Genomic DNA, 17,995 nt, shown 5'->3' with positions numbered 1-17,995 from the left:
GGCCGTCGTTCCCACCGAGATCGACGGCCCTGGGTTCTGGGGGGAACAACCGCCCAACCCCTGGAGGACCTCGATGAGGAAGCAACTCCGTCGTACCGGTGCGCTCGCGTGCACCGGCGCTGTTGTGTTCGGAGGCCTGGCCATCGGAGCCGGTGCCCAAGCCGATGCACAGGAGCCCACCCCGCTCGCCGAAATAGCGGCGACGAACGGGATGCTCACTGAGCAACTGCAGCGCATTCTGGCGACCGACAAGACCGCCGTACTGGATGCCGCCAACCGGCTGTTCTACCGCGAGCCGCAGCTCACCACGGCACAGAAGTCCGAAGAGGCCTCACCGCGCTGGGCCACCGAGTCCGTCGAGGCGGCAACCGGTCCGGCGTTCGAACTGCACAGCAAGCCCGGCTCGAACCGCGTGATCTACCTGGACTTCGACGGTCACACCATCACCGGTACGGCGTGGAACGCGTCGAAGGGAGTCGACCCGGTCAACGTCTCGGCGTACGACACCGACGGCGATCCGGCGAACTACAGCACGGCCGAGCAGGACGTCGTACGCGATGTATGGGCGCGGGTTGCGGAGGACTACGCCAGCTTCGACGTCGACGTCACCACGCAGGCACCGCCGCAGTCGGCGATCGACCGGTCCGGTGCGTCCGATGCGCAGTACGGGACGCGGGTGCTGATCGACCCGGACACCTGGTACCAGTCCGGCTGTGGTTGCGGCGGCGTCGCATACGTCGGCGTCTACGACAACAGCAGCCAGCACGACTACTACCAGCCGGCGCTGGTGTTCACGAAGGGCGTCGGCACCGGGGCGAAGAACCTCGCCGAGGCCGCGTCGCACGAGGCCGGTCACAACGTCGGCCTGGGCCACGACGGCACCTCGTCCGTCGGCTACTACCAGGGCCACGGCGCCTGGGCGCCGATCATGGGTGTCGGGTACTACCGCGGGATCAGCCAATGGAGCAAGGGCGAGTACGCCGACGCTAACAACAAGGAGGACGACTTCGCGGTCGTCGGTACCCACGGTTTGGCTGCGCGCGCGGACGAGGCCGGTGACACCACGGCCGCCGCCGCTGCCCTGACGGTCGGTACGCCGGTCACCGGGTACATCGCCGCCGAGACCGACACAGACGTCTACAAGGTCACGGTCGGTGCCGCAGGCAACTACACGGCGACCGCGAACGCCGCGGTCTCCGGTGGGAACCTGGACATCAAGCTCGACCTGCTGAACAGTGCCGGCACCGTCGTAGCTTCGGCCGACCCGGCCTCGGGCCAGACCGACGCCGCAACCCCGACCGGCCTGAGCGCCGGCGTCACCGCGAACCTCGCGGCCGGTACGTACTTCCTGCGCGTCGACAACGTCGGCTACGGCGACCCGCTCAGCACGGGCTACTCGACGTACGGGAGCCGCGGCGCCTACACCGTCAATCTCGCCACGTCCTGACCCTCTGAACCCCTGCGGCTGGCGACATCTGGCGTCCGCCAGCCGCAGGTCAGGTCAGGTGTGAAACCGCCAGCTGCGCCAGCGCGGCAGCCTGCATCGGAAGTACGTCGTCATCGAAGCGCACGATGCTCGAGTGATTGGACGGCGCCTCGTCGGCCGGTACGTCGTCCGGGCGCGCACCGAGCATGATGAATGTGCCCGGCACCTCCTGCAGCACCATCGAGAAGTCCTCGGCCCCCATCTGCGAATTGGGCGCCACCTGCACCTGCTCCGGACCGAAGAGCGTCCTGAGCTCGCTGATCGCGTGCTGAGTCCGGTCCGCGTCGTTGATCGTCACCGGGTACTGCAGGTTCAGCGCCGCATCCACCGTGCACCCATGCGCCTTGGCAATCGACTCCGCCAGCGCCGGCAGCTCACGGCTCAGCTGCTCGAAGGTCTCGTTCGAGAGCGTCCGAACCGTCGCACCGAGCTTGGCCGAGTTCGGAATGACGTTGATCGCCACCCCCGCCGACAACTGCGTCACCGTGATGACCACCGGGTCGAACACACTCACCCGCCGAGTCACATACGTCTGCAACGCCGACACCAACTCAGCCACCACCGGCACCGGGTCCGCCGTCGTATGCGGCGTCGACCCGTGCCCACCACGCCCGTGCACAGTCACATGCAGCTGATTGGACCCGGCCATCATCGTCCCCGGCCGAGTCTCGAACAGCCCCTTCGCCGCCAGCCCCCACACATGCACGGCGTACGCGGCAATCGGCGTCTCCCCGCTCGCCTGCAGCAACCCCTCCCGCAGCATGTACCCCGCACCACCCAGCCCTTCCTCACCCGGCTGGAACATGAACACGACGTTCCCACTGAGCTCCTCGCGATGCGCACTCAACAACTGCGCAGCACCCACCAACCCAGCCGTGTGCAGATCATGACCACAGGCATGCATGTTCCCGTTCTCCGACGCGAACTCCAGCCCGGTCTCCTCCGCCACCGGCAACGCATCCATATCCCCCCGCAACAAAACGGTCGGCCCCGGCCGCCCACCCCGCAACACCCCAACCACCGATGTCACGTCGCGCCCCGTAGAAACCTCCAACGGCAACCCGGCCACCGCATCCAGCACCCGAGCCTGAGTCCGCGGCAACACCAACCCCACCTCAGGATCCCGATGCAACTCCCGCCGCAACGCGACCATCCCCGCCGCCAGCCCGCCACTCTCCCGCACCAGATCCATCGCCAAGCACCTTCCGTTCGCATCGCCGGAGCTCGCCACCGTACCCGCCGCCCGGCCGACCGACTGGCCCCGTCGAGTTGCACGCCACAGTGCGGTGGAACTGAGCGCCGTCATCCGGTCCCAGACCCTCAGCCTCGACACCTTCGCGGCCCCTGCTGCCACCATCTGCCAGCAACACTCCGACAACCGCAAGCCGTCGAGTCCCGCGCCGCCCACTGATCCTCCCAAGGACAGGACGTATGCCCGGTGGACTGCCGATTCCGTCGGCGCTGAGCGTGGCGAGGGCGGTCGGTAGCCGTATACGTCCTGTCCGTCGGCATATCCAGAGGTCGACACAGCCCGAGCCGGTAGAGCGACTCGGCCGGTCACGTTCGCTGTGGCTGATGACGGCTGCGGCCGACTAAAAGAAGTGTGGCTGGGTAGTCGGTGGCTGAGCGGGATGGCGAGGCGGGTGACCGGGCTCTTCGTTGCCTGGGGCTGACGGGCTTTGGTTGCCGTCCAGAAAGAGCCGCCTAGCAACTGACACTTAAACACACGCACACTCGTGCGGCGGCAGCCGAGACGGAGGTCTGGGGTGCTCGCCGTTGCGGCCGATGGACGGAGGAGGAGTGGTTGGCGGGTGATGCGGTTCAGGGGGACGGCGCTGGCGGGCTGAGGCGGATGGCGCGGTTGGTTACCGAGATGCAGTTCCAGGTCTTTGGGGAACATAGTGTGCTCCAGGCGCACGATATGTTCCCCAAAGCTGCATCCACCCGCGCAACCCGAGCCTCAACCCCCACCCGCGGGCACTTGCAGACTCGCCTCAGCTGGCTACCGCAACCGAAGCCCGTCAGCCCAAGACGGCGATCACCCGGGCACCGAGCTCGCCATCCCCCTCAGCCCCGAGCGGCGGCCCGCCACCCCTCCTCTGTAAAGCCGGCCGCAGCGGCGAGTACCCGGCAGCTCGGGGTCGGCCGCATGCGAGCGAGCCTGAGGCGGGGTCCGACGTACAGGCCTGGGAGTGACCGGTTGGGTCAGTTGGTGCCTGGTGGAAGGGGCCTGCTGGTGATGGCCGGCGGCTGGGGCCGGGCTTGGGGCTCGGGTCGGGGGTGCGGGGTTGGTTGTTGGCGCGGAGGATGGTGGGGTGCCGGATCTGGTGTGGGATGACGTGCGGAACTTCTTCGACGCTGAGCTGATGGGGGCGCTGCCGGAACTTTGGGTGCCGGGGACTTCGGTTGAGGACTGGCAGGTGGTGTTCGATTTGGTGCGGTCGAGCGGGTGGTCGTGGGAGTTCATGGAGGGCGGTGTTGTCGGCGCTCTGCCGAATGCCGCGGAAGTGCTGACGCGTTCCGCCGATGCCGAGTTGGTCACGCTGCGGTCCAACCTGTGCCGGATGTGGTGGTGATCTTCTATCCGATGCCGGCGGAGGATGTCTGCTTCGATGTCGACCTTCGGGAACTGCAGGGGCAGCGGGGTGTGGACGTCTTGTGTGACTTCCTTTGCGCAATTGGCCGTGCGCTGTCCAAACCGGTGTACATGGCCGCGGAAGGTGATGGGGGCCATCCGGTGCTGGGTTATGCGCCGGCGGATGATCGCGTGATGTTGGTGGCGAATCCGCGGTTCAGTCGGCCGTGAGTCGTCGGTTAGGTGAGCTGCCGGGGCGAGGGGCGACGTAGGTGGTGGTGCGGGGCGCGGTGGGGTTGGTCGGTGGGTCTTGAGGCGGTGGGTGGGGTTAGGCCGGCGAAGGCTGTGTGGGTGGGGCGGTGGCGGTGGGTGTAGAGGGATTCGGCTCGGGTGATTTCGGTGTGGAGGTGGGAGAGGAGGGACTGGGTGGTGGCCTTGGCTCGGGCTTTGGCTTGGGGGTGGGGGAGGAGTTGGTGGGCGTCCAGCGAGGCGAGGCCGGTGCGGAGGATGGATTCGAGGTGGTCTCGGGTGTGGGGGCCGGAGGGTTCTAGGTCGGGGAGGCGGGTGGAGTTGTAGTAGAGGGTGGTGAGGAGGTCTAGCTGGTGCTCGGCGGTTTGGTTGTTGAGGGCGGTGAGGACTGTGCCGGGGGTTAGGTCGGCTCGGGATTCGAGGTCGGTGGTGAGCATTTGGACGGCGGTTACGTAGGGGGCGTAGTGGCCGTTGGTGTGGAAGGTGTCGATGCCGGGGGCAACTTTTTCGACGCCTAGGTGGTGGAGGTAGGTGTCCAGGTGGGTTTGGGTCCAGGCTTCGGCTACTCCTTCTTCCAGTTGGCGGCTGCCGGGGCGGACGAAGGCGGCTCGGGCTGCTTCTTGGGTGGCGCCGTCGGGGCCGAGGAAGTGGGAGTGCTCGTGGAGGATGGTGGCCAGGGCTTCGCGGTAACGGGCGAGGTTTGCGATGGGGTGCTTCTGGCCGGCTAGGGCGTACATCTCGCGGAGTGGGTCGAGGATGTATTCGCGGTCCAGGTGGAGGGTGCCGTCCCAGTGGGCTAGGCCGAGGATGTCGTCGGTCGATTCGATGACTTGGCCGTTCCAGGCGCTGTGTTGGGCACCGGATAGTTCGCGTGCTGCTTGGCCGCTGCGGAGGAGGAGCTCCTCGAGGGAGGCGGGTGGGGCGAGGATCGCCGTGCTCATGGGCGGTACGCCGTGGCGAGGCGGATGAGGGAGTCGGCGGAGCGGCAGAGGCTGGCGCGCTCGGCCGGGTTGTCGGTGCCGGCGGCCATTCGGTGGAGCTCGGCAACCAGCAACTCCGCACGAGCCCGGTGCTCGGCGCGAGTGCTCCGCGATGTGCGCGTGCGCAGGGGTGCAGGGCTTGAAGGTGCGGTGGGGGTGTCGATGTGCTCCATGGATTCTCCTCCGAGGTCGGATCTCGACGGAGAACATACGGAGATTCACCCTGCTGCCAGCAGCAAACTTTCTACCTGTGGATAACTCAGAACAGGGTCGGTGGTTCGAGGGAGATCGGTTCGGGGAGTGGGTCCAGGGACGGGAGTTGGGTGCGCACCGTGCTGTGGAAGAGGCGGGCCAGGTTGAGGGCCTCGGCGTTGTCGGGGGTGTGGAGGAAGATCGTCGGCGAGCGGCCTTCCGTGAGCCAGGTCAGCACGAGCTCGACCAGGTAGGACCAGCCTTCTACGGTTTCGTCGACGGAGTCGCGGCCGATGTAGCGGACGATGGGATGGGCGGTCAGCGCCACGAAGCGGCGGGTTACGCGGGGTTTCTTCATCCAGGCGTCGCGTTCGGCGAGGCTGGTGGGGCGGCGGGCGAAGAGGGTGCCCGTGTCGAAGGGGACCCATTCGGTGCCGGTGCGGGCCAGCACCTGTTCCAACGCGTCAGCCACGCGGGGGTCGTCGAAGAAGGCCGGGTGGCGGACCTCTACGGCGTACCGGTGTTCTTCGGGTGCGCCGCGTAGGAAGGCGGCCAGCATGCCGAGGTCGGTGGGGGCGAAGGACGCCGGGAGCTGGATCCACATCGCGTGGTTGCGGGAGCCGAGGGGCTCGACCGCGGCGGCGAAGGCGTGGAAGTCGGCGGCGATGTTGCTGAGGCGGCGTTCGTGGGTGATGACCTGGGGCAGCTTCACGACGAAGCGGAAGTCAGGCGGCGTCTGCGCGGCCCAGTTCTCGACCGAGGAGCGGGAGGGGATCCCGTAGAAGGTCGTGTTGCTCTCTACGGCGTTCACCCAGGACGCGTACGACGCGAGCTTCGAGCGCGACGGTTGCGGCCACGCGGGATGTGTCCACTGAGCACATCCCACGTGGAGCCGCATACCTCAGAACTTAGCGCTCGACCTCACCGCGGATGAACTTCTCCACGAGCTCGCGGCAGACGTCGTCGGCGTACTGCTCCGGCGGCGACTTCATGAAGTACGACGACGCGGACAGGATCGGGCCGCCGATGCCGCGGTCCTTGGCGATCTTCACCGCGCGGATCGCGTCGATGATGATGCCGGCCGAGTTCGGCGAGTCCCAGACCTCGAGCTTGTACTCCAGCGACAGCGGGACGTCACCGAAGTTGCGGCCCTCGAGCCGGATGAAGGCCCACTTGCGGTCGTCCAGCCAGGCCACGTAGTCGGACGGGCCGATGTGCACGTTGCGCGGGTCGATGTCGTCGACCAGCTGCGAGGTGACGGACTGGGTCTTGCTGATCTTCTTGGACTCCAGCCGGTCGCGCTCCAGCATGTTCTTGAAGTCCATGTTGCCGCCGACGTTCAGCTGGTAGGTCCGGTCGACGGTGACGCCGCGGTCCTCGAACAGCTTGGCCAGCACGCGGTGCGTGATGGTGGCGCCGATCTGCGACTTGATGTCGTCGCCGACGATCGGCACGCCCGCCTCGGTGAACTTGTCGGCCCACTCCTTGGTGCCGGCGATGAAGACCGGGAGCGCGTTCACGAAGGCGACCTTCGCGTCGATCGCGCACTGGGCGTAGAACTTGGCCGCCTGCTCGGAGCCGACCGGCAGGTAGCAGACCAGTACGTCGACCTGTGCCTCGCGCAGCGCGGCGACGACGTCGACCGGGGCTGCGTCGGACTCGGTGATGGTCTCGCGGTAGTACTTGCCGAGACCGTCCAGGGTGTGACCGCGCTGCACGGTGACGCCGGACGGCGGCACGTCGCAGATCTTGATCGTGTTGTTCTCGCTGGCGCCGATGGCGTCGGCGAGGTCCAGGCCGACCTTCTTGCCGTCGACGTCGAACGCGGCGACGAACTCGACGTCGCGGACGTGGTAGTCGCCGAACTGGACGTGCATCAGACCGGGGACGCGCTCCTCAGGCTTCGCGTCACGGTAGTAGTGCACGCCCTGGACGAGCGAGCTGGCGCAGTTGCCGACGCCGACGATCGCTACCCGGATCGAGGTCATCTGGAATCTCCTTGGTCAGGCGGTGGGGGATGGGGGGAGGTCGAAGAGGGGGGCAGAAAAGGTTGCTGCCGCCGCTCGCCGTCGATCAGCTCGTTCAGCCAGCGGACCTCGCGCTCGGCCGACTCCAGGCCGTGCCGTTGCAGCTCGAGGGTGTAGGCGTCGACCCGTTCCGCGGTCCGGCTCATCGCGGCCCGGAAGTTCGCCAGCCGCTCCTCCATCCGGGCGCGCCGGCCCTCGAGGATGCGCAGCCGGGTGGCCGGATCGGTCCGGCCGAAGAACGAGAACCGGACGCCGAACGTGTCGTCCTCCCAGGCCGACGGACCGGCATCGTGCATCGCGTGCGCGAAGTGGTCCTTGCCGTCGGCCGTGATCGTGTACACGATCTTCGGCCTGCGCCCCGCCTCCGGCGTACCGGGGTCGGCGGTGATCAGGCCGTTGCGGAGCATCGCCTTCAGACACGGGTAGAGCGATCCGAACGACAGCACGCGTCCCCAGCCGAACTGGGCGTTGACGCGCTTGCGGAGCTCGTAGCCGTGCATCGGCGCTTCGTGCAGCAGACCGAGTACGGCGAGCTCCAGGACACCACTGCGGTTTCCCATGACCCCACCTCCTCGGTCCAGTTTGTCAGAACCTGATGTATCGGTTCGATACATCGTGTCGCCACTGTAAGCAGAGCTCCGAGCTGTGGACAACTCATGACAAAGGTCGTCTTTGTCACCTCGTACGACGGCACGCGCCGGAAACCTGTTACGTCAGGCGGCCGGAGCCGTTTAATCGGATAACACCCTGCGTCGTGATCCAGGAGCGGAGAGTCGTGACCGACAGCCACGGAAAGCACGCCAAGCACGAACTCGAGGGCGAGGGCCCGCTGGCGCGGGTGGCCCTGCGGTTCACCGCGTTCACCGAGAAGTGGCTGCCGGACGCGTTCGGGTTCGTCCTGGTCGGCACCTTCGTGGTGCTGCTGTTCGGGCTCGTCACGGGTGAACCGCTGCTGAAGCGCCCGGACGATCCGGCCGCGACCAAGGGGTTCGGGCTGGTCGATGCCTGGGGCATCGGGTTCTGGAGCCTGATCACGTTCACCCTGCAGATGGCGATGATCATCATCGGCGGGTACGCCGTCGCGACCAGCGGACCGGTCGCCCGGTTGATCACCCGGTTGGCGCGGATCCCGAAGAGCCCGCGATCCGCGGTGGCGTTCGTGGCCGCGGTCGCGATGCTGGCGTCGTACCTGAACTGGGCTTTCAGCCTGATCTTCGCGGCGATCCTGGCGCGGGAGGTGGCCCGCAACGTGCCGAAGGCCGACTACCGCGCGCTGGGTGCGATGGCGTTCCTGGGGCTCGGGACGGTCTGGGCGCAGGGCCTGTCCGGCTCGGCGGCGCTGCAGGTCGCGAGCGCGAGCAGTAGTCCCGCACCGGTCCAGGAGGTCATCAAGGCCGGCGGTCGCGCCAGCGGGCTGATTCCACTCAGCGAAACGATCTTCACCTGGCAGGCGCTGGTCGCAACACTCTTCGTGTACGTCGTCGGTGTCGCGATGGCCTGGTTCATCGCGCCGGGCGAGGGGAGCTCGCGGACGGCGGCGGACCACGGCATCGAGCTCAAACCGCTCATCGGCCGAGGATCGGCGTACAACGGTCAAAGAGAAGAGAGTGCGAAGCGCCGGCCTGGTGATTGGCTCGAGCACTCGCCACTGTTCAGTCTGTTCATCGTCGCGCTCGGTGTGACGTATCTGGTCCGCTACTTCGACAACAAGAGCTTCTTCAGCGCACTCGACCTCAACACCGTCAACCTGATCCTGTTCCTGCTCGCGATGCTGCTGCACTGGCGCCCGTGGCGGATGGCGCGCGCGGTGCGCGACGGCGCGCCAGCCGCGGCCGGTGTACTGCTCCAGTTCCCCTTGTACGGCGGCATTTTCGGCATGATCGCGTATACCGGCATCTCCGCCCGGCTGGCCGGTTGGTTGGTGCAGGCAAGTAGTCAGTTCCTGCTCGCGCCGTTGGTGGCGATCTACTCGTGCATCCTCGGCATCTTCGTGCCCAGCGGTGGCAGCAAGTGGGTGATCGAGGCGCCGTACGTGCTGCAGGCGGCGAACGAGCTCAACGTCGATGCCGGCTGGATGGTCATCGTGTACGACCTCGGCGAGGCGAGCGCGAATCTGCTGCAGCCGTTCTGGATGTTGCCGACGCTCGCGATCCTGGGGCTGAAGGCCCGCGACATCATGGGCTACACGTTCACCATGTTCCTGGCGTGCTTCCCGGCGGCGCTACTCGCTGTCACGTTCCTGGCGCCGCACGTCACCGGATGATTCGCCCCCGAACCCCGGAGTTGGTACCCTCCGGAGCGGATTCGGGCCCGTTACCACACCCGCCGTAGTCTGTGGGGCAATGACTTCCGCGAGATCGTCGAGGATTGCACTGTGAGTGAAGCTCGTAGAAAAGCCGCTCCGCCGCGCCGGGCCAAGAGACACTGGGCGCTCCGGGTGCTCGGCTGGCTGGCTGCTTTCGGGTTCCTCGGGATCATCGTCGGCACCGCGGCCTTCTTCATCATCTACCAGAAGACCGAGATCCCGGACGTCAACAAGGCCTTCGAAGCGAACACCACCACGGTCGCATGGAGTAACGGTGTGACGATGGGCCGGTTCTACGAGCAGAACCGCACCTCGGTCCCGCTGAACAAGATCCCGAAGCGGGTCCAGGACGCGATCCTGGCCGCCGAGGACCGGACCTTCTGGACCAACCCCGGCATCTCGCCCCAGGGCATGCTGCGGGCGGCGTACAACATCGCCAAGGGTGAGCAGTTGCAGGGTGGTTCGACGATCACCCAGCAGTACGTGAAGATCATGTACCTGAACCAGGACCGGACCGCGTCCCGGAAGTTCAAGGAACTGTTCATCGCGACCAAGCTGAGCCGCCAGCAGGACAAGAGCAAGACCCTCGAGGGGTACCTCAACACGATCTACTTCGGTGAGGGCGCGTACGGCGTCGCGGCGGCAGGGAACGCCTATTTCCGGGTGACCGACCCGAGCAAGCTGACCGTCCCGCAGGCAGCGTTCCTGGCCACGGTGCTGAACAACCCGACGCTGTTCGACGTCGACAAGAAGGCGAACCACCAACGGATCCTCGAGCGCTACCGGTACGTGCTCGACGGCATGCGACTGAGCGGCACGATCACCCAGGCCGAGCAGGACAAGTACTCGAAGGCACTGCCGACGATCGACAAGCCGAAGAAGAACAACAAGTACCGGGGCCCGCAGGGCTTCCTGCTCGACATGGCCAAGAAGGAACTGCTCCGCCGCGGGTTCACCGAGAACCAGATCACCGGCGGCGGCTACAAGATCGTCACCACCTTCGATCCCACGCAGCAGGCCGACATGGTCAAGGCCGCCGAGACCCGGCTGCCGAAGAAGCGCGACAACCTGCATGTCGGGATGGCGGCGGTGAAGCCCGGGACCGGTCAGCTGATCGCGATGTACGGCGGCCCGGACTTCCTGAAGAGCCAGCTCAACTGGGCGACGGCGAAGGCCAGACCGGGGTCGTCGTTCAAACCGTTCGCGGTGGCCGCGGCCCTGCAGGACGGGCGCTCACCCTGGGAGAAACTGCAGGGCGACAGCCCGATCGAGGTCCAGGGCCAGGAGTTCAACAACGAGTTCAACAACGACTACGGCGACGTGGACCTGCAGTACGCGACGCAGGAGTCGGTCAACACCGCCTTCTACGACCTGGTCGACAAGCAGATGGAAGACGGGCCGGAGAAGTTGGTGAACGCCGCCGAGGCGGCCGGTATCCCGAAGACCAAGGCGCTGGAGATCGGCCGGAAGAACCCGTCGACGGTGCTCGGTCCGGACCCGTACGCGTCGCCGGTCGACATGGCCAACGCCTACGCGACCTTCGCGGCCGAGGGCAAGGCCAAGGAACTGCACGTGATCAAGAGCATCACCGACAAGACCGGCAAGGTGGTGTGGTCGGACGAGAAGAACCTGAAGCAGACCCAGGCCTTCGACATCAACCTGGCCCGCCAGGTCAACAAGATCCTCGAGACCGTTGTCGAGGACGGCACCGGTGAGGGGGCCAAGGATCTCGACCGCCCGGTGGCCGGCAAGACCGGTACCGCCGGTGGTGTCGCGGTGGAGCATCGCGCGGCGGACAAGGCCTGTGACGGCTGCAAGGCCGGCACTGACACGTTGACCTCGTGGTGGACCGGCTACACGCCGCAGCTGTCGACCTCCGTGCTCTACCGGGCCGGCAAGACCGGTGAGGCCGACCTCGACCCGTACTCGAAGGACGAGGCGTTCTTCGGTGGCAACTGGCCGCTGAAGACCTGGCTGGCCTACATGAAGCCGGCCCTCGACGGCCAGGACGACCTGGAGTTCACCGAGCCCGACGAGGGCTCGGTCGACGAGAGCCCGAAGCCGCCGAAGCCGACGATCACCCCGACCATCACGCCGACGATCACCCCGAGCGGGCCGCCGACGAAGACGCCGACCGGGCCCACCAACACGCCGACCGGGCCGACGAACACCCCGAGCGGGCCGACGAAGCCCACGAAGCCGACCAAGACGCCGGGCTGGCCGACCATCACACCACCAGGCAGCGGTGATCCGGAGGACCCGGAGAAACCCGGCGGCGGTGGTCAGTAGTCCAGCCGCCCCGCCACCGGAGCCACCCCCAGCCGCCGTCGAGGCGCGGCCGGGGCGGGCGCGGCGGGCACGGGTGGAGGGGGTCGGGCTGCGGCGGTGGTTGCCGACGGCGATGACGCGGGAGGTGCTCGGGTGGTGGCTTGTCACCCGGGTCGGGTTGTTCCTGCTGTCGATCTCGGCGCCGCTGCTCTTCAATCGCGGGACGGACTACCCGGATGTGTGGCGCGCCTGGGTGCAGTGGGACGTCTGGCATCTGAAGGCGCTCGCGGAGTTCGGCTACAACAACGGTGAGCCGTCGCAGGCGCCGCTGGCCGCGTTCTTTCCCGGTTTCCCGCTCCTGGTCCATCTCGTGCACTTCACCGGCGTCGGATACTTCGGCGCCGGCATCGTCGTCTCGGCCGTGGCCAGCGCAGTGGCCGGCGTCTACCTAGCTCGACTCGCGCAGTACGAGTTCCCGGAGCTCAAGGGACTCGGTCCGAATGCCGCAGTGGTCTGGTACGGCGCTCCGGTCGGAGTCTTCCTCGCGGCCGGGTACACCGAGGCGCTGTTCTGTGCCTTCGCCTTCCCCGCCTGGCTCGCGGCCCGGCAGGGGCGCTGGGCGCGAGCCGCGATCTTTGTCGCGCTGGCCGCGACCGTCCGGGTCTCGGGGATCTTCCTCGCCTGCGCGCTCGTGGTCGAGTTCATCACCTCGAAGAAGCGGGACTGGCCGTCGGCTCCTTGGCTGGCGCTGCCGGCCATTCCGGTGCTCGGTTTCATGGCCTACCTGAAGCAGATCCACGGCTCGTGGTTCGCCTGGCAGGAGGCGCAGGAGAAGGGCTGGGCGCGCGAGTTCACCTGGCCGTGGGAGTCGCTCGTCCACACCTGGGACGCCGCCTCGCGCGGCCACTTCGCCGGCGAACGCAGCGACTGGACCTGGATGTTCCGGGCCGAGCTGGTCACGCTGGTGATCGGTCTGCTGCTGCTCGCCTGGCTGCTCCGGCGCCGTTCGTGGGGTGAGGCAGCCTGGGTGGCCGCCACCGTCGGCGCCTTCTGTACGTCGTTCTGGATCTACTCGCTGACCCGGGCGACGCTGCTGTGGTGGCCGCTCTGGATCGGCCTCGCGGTCGTCGTGCACCGCCATCGCTGGCTCGGCCGGCTCTACCTCAGCGTGGCGATACCACTGGCCGCGATCTGGGCGGCCGGGTTCTTCACCGGCCGTTGGACCGGCTGAGTAGTTCTCCTCATGACTCGACTCCGATTGCGCGCCTAGCGTGATCGCATGGAGACGCAGACGCAGTCGATCGGCCGGGTGACGCTACAAGCGGCGTACGTCGGTCTGGCCGTCGGCCTCCTGTACGCCGTTCTGTTCCAGCTCCGCGTGCCGTTGTGCCCGCCGAGTGCCGAGAACTGTGCGATCAACAGCCTCGGCCCGCTCTTCGCCGTCCAGCTCGGCGGGATCGCGATGGTCCTCGCCCTGCCGGTGCTCGCCGCCCGAGCCGGTCTCAAGTCGCCGGTCACCGTCTCCACCACGGTCGCGATCGCGCTGCTCAACCTGGGATGGTTCGCCCTGAACCGGTGAGAGTTTGTCCGGCATGTGGACTCTTTGCGGTGGAAGGCAACCCGTCGGCGATCCCGGCCGTCGATAGGGGTGAAGGGGTGGCAGTCCGGGCGGGGACCGCCACCCCTCCTCAATTTCCCGCGGAACCTTTCAGGGGCAGGCTCCGCGGGTTTTACTTGGGCTTACCCGTAGTTGCGGTCGATCGACTGGGACGGCGTCGGGCTCGGCCGGGTCTCCGCGACCCGCTTGTCGCTCGGATGCGTCCCGACCTCGATCCCCTTCAGCGTCCCGAGCAGCTCGAACTCGGCCAGCGTCACCCCGTCGGCACCAGCCGGCGCCAGCACCAGCCGGTACTGCGTGTACGCCTTCGGCGACGCGATGCTGAACGACCGCGTGTACGACGTCCACGGCCAGGTCACCCCGGTCCGCTTGTCGACCGTCGACCACGTGGTCCCGTCGTTCGAACCCTCGAGCACCCAGCCGGACGGCGCCGTACCGGTCGTGCCGTTGGTCAGCGTGTACATGCCGACCGGGCGGCCCTGCTGGAGGGCGACCGTCACCGTGGGCTTGTCACCGGTGAGGGTGACCTGGGTGCTCGCGTTGTCGTCGGTCAGCGCGGCAACATCCGCGGAGCCGGTGACAACCGCGCCCTCGTCCGAGGTGGAGTCCCGCCAAGTGCTCGGGTCCTCGCCGGGGGTGGTGATCGACGGCGGGGCGTCGTTGCGTCCGGTACCCCAGTTCGACGGCTTGTCCGACATCTCGAACTCGATCTTGCCGCCGCTCGCGATCAGATCGTGCGGGAGGTTCGTCGACGTCCACTTCTTCCCGTTGATCCGGACGCTCTTCACGTAGATGTTCTTCGCGCTGTTGTCCGGTGCGCTGACCACCAGCTTCTTCCCGCCCGGCAGCCGGACGGTCGCCTTCTTGAACAGCGGCGAGCCGATCGCGTACGACGGCGATCCGACCTGCAGGGGGTAGAAGCCGAGCGCGCTGAACAGGTACCAGGCGGACATCTCACCGTTGTCCTCGTCGCCCGGATAGCCCTGGCCGATCTCCGACCCCAGGTAGAGCCGCGACACGGCCTCGCGGACGAGCGCCTGCGTCTTCCACGGCTGACCCACGAAGTCGTACATGTAGGTGAGGTGGTGCGACGGCTGGTTGCTGTGCCCGTACTGACCCATCCGTACGTCGCGGGCCTCGAGCATCTCGTGGATCGTGCCGCCGTAACCGCCGGGGTGCAGCGCGTCCTCCGGTGTACTGAAGAACTCGTCCAGCTTCTTGATCAGACCGTCCCGGCCGCCGTAGATCGCGGCCAGTCCGGCGCCGTCCTGCGGAGTCGAGAACGCCATGTTCCAGGCGTTGGTCTCGGTGTAGTCGTGGCCCCAGTCGCGCGGATCGAACAGGTTCGGCGACGTACCCCAGCTACCGTCCGGGTTCTTGCCCTGGAAGAAGCCGACCGTCGGGTCGTAGAGCGTGACATAGTTGCGGGCCCGGTTCAGGAAGTACTTGTAGTTGTCCAGGTACTCCTGCTTGCGCGGGTCGCTCTTCTTCGCCTTGTCGTACAGCGCCTTCGACAGGTTCGCGATGCCGTAGTCGTTGATGTAACCGTCCATCGACCAGCTGAAGCCCTCGCCGGTGCTGTTGGCGGTGTAGCCGTGGAAGGTGGACAGGTCCATCCCCTTGCGGCCGACGTTCTGCGACGGCGGTACGACGGACGCGTTCTTGACCGCGGCGTCGTACATGGCCTGGACGTCGATGCCCTTGATCCCCTTCAGATAGGCATCGGCGAAGGCGACGTCGGACGACGTACCGACCATCAGGTTGGCGTAGCCCGGCGAGGACCAGCGGGAGATCCAGCCGCCGTCCTTGTACTGCTGGACGAAGCCGTTGACCAGATCGGCCGCCTCGTCCTGCGCGAACAGCGAGTACGCCGGCCACACGGTCCGGTAGGTGTCCCAGAAGCCGTTGTTGACGAAGGTCTGACCGGCCACGATCTTCGAGCCGGTCGTGGTCGGGGTGTCCGGACCGACCTTCGGTGAGGTCGGCGAGGCATAGGTGATGACCGGCTTGGACTTCGTGCCGGTGTTCTCTGAGCCGTTGTTCGGGTAGAGGAACAGGCGGTACAGGTTCGAGTAGAGCGTGGTCAGCTGGTCCGCGGTCGCGCCCTCGACCTCGATCGTGCGCAGCTTGGCGTCCCACAGGTCCTGGGCCGCGTCCTTGACCTTGCCGAACTTCGAGCCGGCCGGGAGCTCCATCTCCAGGTTCTTGCGAGCCTGCTCGGTACCGATCAGCGAGGTCGCGAGCCGCAGCTGGACCTGGGTGACGGCCGGGTCGAAGCCGAAGTAGCCGCCGACGTTCGCGCCGCCACCGTCCGACAGCTTGCCGGAGGCAACCACCTTCTGGTCCACGACGCCGTACACGAACAGCCGGCCGGCGCCGGTCGACAGCCCGCTCTTCACATCGCTGAAGCCGGTCACCACACCGGTCTCCGGGTCCAGCGTCAGGCCGCCTTCGTTGGTCACGTTATCGAAGACCAGCGACGCGCCGCCCTTCGGGAAGCTGAACCGCAGCATCGCCGCGTGGTCGGTCGGCGCGATCTCCGCGGCGTTCCCGTTGTCGAACTCGACCCCGTAGTAGTACGGACGGGCGACCTCGTTGTCATGGCTGAACGACCACCCGCGGTTGGCCCGGTTCGCGGTTGGCGTGGCCGCCGTCGACGGCATCACCTGGAAGGTCTGCCGGTCACCCATCCACGGGCTGGGCTCGTGGCTGATCGACAGGGCCTGGATCGTCGGCTTGTTCTCGGCGTTGTTGCCCTTGGCGTAGTCGTACAGCCAGGAGCGCGAGCCGGCGTTCGTCACCGGGGTCCAGAAGTTGAAACCATGCGGTACGGCGGTCGCCGGGAAGTTGTTGCCGCGGGAGAACCCACCGGTCGCGTTGGTGCCACGGGTCGTCAGCGCCAAGTCGGACGGGTGCTTGGCGGCGGTACGCGCAGCCGCGGAGTCCGGGTTGATCGCGCCGGCGATCCGGATGTCGTCGACCCAGCCGCGGAAGTCGGCCGGTCCGGTCGGCTTGTCGTAGCCGACCAGGATCCGCTTGATCGTCTTACCGGCGGCAACCCGTCCGAGGTCGGCCTCGATGTTGTTCCACTGGTTCGTGGACAGACCCTTGGCGTCGCCCTGGCCGCGCGGGCTGAGCCCGAAACTGTGGTGGTCCTTGGCGCGCAGGTCGCTCAGGTAGGTCCCGTCGGAGAACGCCAGGTCGAGCGCGGCATACGTGCTCGGGTAGCTGAGGTCACCCTCGATGTGCTCGGGGAAGATCTTGTAGGACAGCCGGGTGTCCCGGCCGACCTTCAGGTCGACGTCGGAGATCTTGTTCCAGGTGAAGCCACGACCCTCGGTCGTCTGGTGCCCGCCGTACCGGAACGACTTCACGCCGGTGAAACCGACCCTGGCGCGGGCGTTGTAGGCGCTGGTCGGACCCGAGTCCAGCCGCGACTCGGCGACCGGACCCGGTGGCGGCAGCGGATCGCCGTTCGAGAGGTACCAGTCGGCGAGCTGGACGATGTTCTCGCCGTGGTTGAGCGTGACGTCGAACTTGAAGAACTTGTACGCCGTCTCGTTCGCGAAGCTGTATTCCTTGGTCTGGAACCGGTTCTCGAAGCTCTGACCGGTCTGCGTGTCGAGCACGGTCCAGTCGGTGCCGTTGTTCGAGCCCTGCACGGTCCAGTTCTGCGGGTCGCGGCCGTCGGCGTCGTTCGCCGAGGTGAGCGCGTACTTCCGGATCACGACCGGCGCGGAGGTCTCGTAGGTCAACCAGCCGGTCTTGGTGAAGACCAGCCACTTGGTGAACTTGTCCCCGTCGGCGGCGTTGGAGGCGATCTCACCGCCGCCGGTGTTCTCACCGCTCGCGGTGATGAGTTTGACCTTGTCCATCTCGCTGCCGCCGACCCCGGTCGGCGTCGGGCCCTGGACGCCGCCCGCGCGGGGCTTCCCGTCCGGACCGGTCTCGACGGTGTCGGTGTAGCCGGGCTGCGGTTGCCCGGACTCGAACGAGGTGAAGAACGAGGTTCCGCTCACCACCGGCTCGTTGTGGGTGGCCGAAGTGTTCGGCGGGACGGCATGCGCTGACGTCATAACTGGTGACATTGTCACAACTAGCCCGAGCGACGCGACGACCCCTAGTGGGCGGCGGAGTTTCATCCACGCTCCTTGCACGGCCGGACCGGCGCGACGGCCTGAGCCAGTGCGCCGGAGGGTTTACGCGGCCCCGATGACAAGGTTGTCAGCCCGCGTCCGGGGTGATCTTCCCTATCTTCATGACGCTTGGTCAAGGCCTTGTCGCAGCCCGCTTCC

Annotated in this window: 14 protein-coding genes; 7 read left to right on the top strand and 7 right to left on the bottom strand. The window is 67.1% G+C overall.

The genetic code is table 11. The features are described from left to right. Positions 1–73 precede the first annotated feature (73 nt). Complete coding sequence (locus ACFTSF_RS37945; protein ID WP_380160008.1) at positions 74–1,447, top strand: pre-peptidase C-terminal domain-containing protein; 1,374 nt, start codon at positions 74–76, stop codon at positions 1,445–1,447. A 49-nt stretch (positions 1,448–1,496) separates the two neighbouring features. On the opposite strand, the gene ACFTSF_RS37940 is transcribed toward ACFTSF_RS37945, so the two are convergent. After that, the gene (locus ACFTSF_RS37940; RefSeq protein WP_380160007.1) at positions 1,497–2,678 is read right to left on the bottom strand and encodes a M20 family metallopeptidase; all 1,182 of its coding nucleotides are present in this window, start codon (positions 2,676–2,678) and stop codon (positions 1,497–1,499) included. A gap of 1,123 nt (positions 2,679–3,801) precedes the next feature. Here ACFTSF_RS37940 and ACFTSF_RS37935 point away from each other — a divergent pair. Both ACFTSF_RS37935 and ACFTSF_RS37930 read left to right on the top strand, forming a co-directional pair. Continuing rightward, positions 3,802–4,062, top strand: coding sequence for a hypothetical protein (locus tag ACFTSF_RS37935; RefSeq protein ID WP_380160005.1), 261 nt, complete (start codon positions 3,802–3,804; stop codon positions 4,060–4,062). Then, complete coding sequence (locus ACFTSF_RS37930; protein ID WP_380160004.1) at positions 4,044–4,292, top strand: hypothetical protein; 249 nt, start codon at positions 4,044–4,046, stop codon at positions 4,290–4,292. Before ACFTSF_RS37935 ends, ACFTSF_RS37930 begins: the two co-directional genes overlap by 19 nt. A gap of 8 nt (positions 4,293–4,300) precedes the next feature. On the opposite strand, the gene ACFTSF_RS37925 is transcribed toward ACFTSF_RS37930, so the two are convergent. The 5 genes from ACFTSF_RS37925 to ACFTSF_RS37905 all read right to left on the bottom strand — a co-directional run bounded on the left by ACFTSF_RS37925 (position 4,301) and on the right by ACFTSF_RS37905 (position 8,069). Continuing rightward, positions 4,301–5,251, bottom strand: coding sequence for a hypothetical protein (locus ACFTSF_RS37925; protein WP_380160003.1), 951 nt, complete (start codon positions 5,249–5,251; stop codon positions 4,301–4,303). Beyond that, positions 5,248–5,463, bottom strand: coding sequence for a hypothetical protein (locus ACFTSF_RS37920; RefSeq protein WP_380160001.1), 216 nt, complete (start codon positions 5,461–5,463; stop codon positions 5,248–5,250). Before ACFTSF_RS37920 ends, ACFTSF_RS37925 begins: the two co-directional genes overlap by 4 nt. Before the next feature lie 86 nt (positions 5,464–5,549). Continuing rightward, the gene (locus tag ACFTSF_RS37915; RefSeq protein WP_380159999.1) at positions 5,550–6,380 is read right to left on the bottom strand and encodes a DUF72 domain-containing protein; all 831 of its coding nucleotides are present in this window, start codon (positions 6,378–6,380) and stop codon (positions 5,550–5,552) included. Positions 6,381–6,390: 10 nt separating this feature from the next. Then, a complete protein-coding gene (locus ACFTSF_RS37910) occupies positions 6,391–7,470 on the bottom strand; it encodes an inositol-3-phosphate synthase (RefSeq protein WP_344160443.1) in 1,080 nt (359 codons plus the stop codon). Then, entirely contained in the window at positions 7,467–8,069 is a 603-nt protein-coding gene (locus ACFTSF_RS37905; protein ID WP_380159997.1) for a helix-turn-helix transcriptional regulator, read from the bottom strand. Before ACFTSF_RS37905 ends, ACFTSF_RS37910 begins: the two co-directional genes overlap by 4 nt. Positions 8,070–8,284: 215 nt before the next feature. Here ACFTSF_RS37905 and ACFTSF_RS37900 point away from each other — a divergent pair, with 215 nt between their 5' ends. The 4 genes from ACFTSF_RS37900 (at position 8,285) to ACFTSF_RS37885 (ending at position 13,661) form a co-directional block, all read left to right on the top strand. Continuing rightward, positions 8,285–9,772 carry a short-chain fatty acid transporter gene (locus ACFTSF_RS37900; RefSeq protein WP_380159995.1) on the top strand — a complete coding sequence of 496 codons (1,488 nt, stop codon included), beginning with the start codon at positions 8,285–8,287 and terminating at the stop codon, positions 9,770–9,772. Positions 9,773–9,883: 111 nt separating this feature from the next. Continuing rightward, on the top strand, positions 9,884–12,103 hold the full coding sequence (locus ACFTSF_RS37895) for a transglycosylase domain-containing protein (RefSeq protein ID WP_380159993.1): 2,220 nt from the start codon (positions 9,884–9,886) through the stop codon (positions 12,101–12,103). Then, positions 12,093–13,313: a mannosyltransferase family protein gene (locus ACFTSF_RS37890; RefSeq protein ID WP_380159991.1), complete on the top strand. Its 1,221-nt coding sequence runs from the start codon at positions 12,093–12,095 to the stop codon at positions 13,311–13,313. The genes ACFTSF_RS37895 and ACFTSF_RS37890 overlap by 11 nt, the downstream gene beginning before the upstream one ends. A gap of 48 nt (positions 13,314–13,361) precedes the next feature. Next, positions 13,362–13,661, top strand: a complete 300-nt coding sequence (locus ACFTSF_RS37885; protein ID WP_380159989.1) for a hypothetical protein — start codon at positions 13,362–13,364, stop codon at positions 13,659–13,661. Positions 13,662–13,822: 161 nt separating this feature from the next. Here ACFTSF_RS37885 and ACFTSF_RS37880 read toward each other — a convergent pair whose 3' ends face one another. Continuing rightward, entirely contained in the window at positions 13,823–17,776 is a 3,954-nt protein-coding gene (locus tag ACFTSF_RS37880) for a GH92 family glycosyl hydrolase (protein WP_380159988.1), read from the bottom strand. Positions 17,777–17,995 lie beyond the last annotated feature (219 nt).

Source organism: Kribbella sp. NPDC056951 (assembly GCF_042674205.1).
Lineage (GTDB): Bacteria > Actinomycetota > Actinomycetes > Propionibacteriales > Kribbellaceae > Kribbella > Kribbella yunnanensis.
Note: the sequence above shows the minus strand (reverse complement) of the source record. Positions and strands in the feature narration are given on the sequence as shown.

Bases quoted from the DNA above. Each gene is read 5' to 3' on its own strand.
- ACFTSF_RS37945 (WP_380160008.1), top strand. From the start codon at position 74: ATGAGGAAGCAACTCCGTCGTACCGGTGCGCTCGCGTGCACCGGCGCT.
- ACFTSF_RS37940 (WP_380160007.1), bottom strand. From the start codon at position 2,678: ATGGATCTGGTGCGGGAGAGTGGCGGGCTGGCGGCGGGGATGGTCGCG.
- ACFTSF_RS37925 (WP_380160003.1), bottom strand. From the start codon at position 5,251: ATGAGCACGGCGATCCTCGCCCCACCCGCCTCCCTCGAGGAGCTCCTC.
- ACFTSF_RS37920 (WP_380160001.1), bottom strand. From the start codon at position 5,463: ATGGAGCACATCGACACCCCCACCGCACCTTCAAGCCCTGCACCCCTG.
- ACFTSF_RS37915 (WP_380159999.1), bottom strand. From the start codon at position 6,380: ATGCGGCTCCACGTGGGATGTGCTCAGTGGACACATCCCGCGTGGCCG.
- ACFTSF_RS37910 (WP_344160443.1), bottom strand. From the start codon at position 7,470: ATGACCTCGATCCGGGTAGCGATCGTCGGCGTCGGCAACTGCGCCAGC.
- ACFTSF_RS37905 (WP_380159997.1), bottom strand. From the start codon at position 8,069: ATGGGAAACCGCAGTGGTGTCCTGGAGCTCGCCGTACTCGGTCTGCTG.
- ACFTSF_RS37885 (WP_380159989.1), top strand. From the start codon at position 13,362: ATGGAGACGCAGACGCAGTCGATCGGCCGGGTGACGCTACAAGCGGCG.
- ACFTSF_RS37880 (WP_380159988.1), bottom strand. From the start codon at position 17,776: ATGACGTCAGCGCATGCCGTCCCGCCGAACACTTCGGCCACCCACAAC.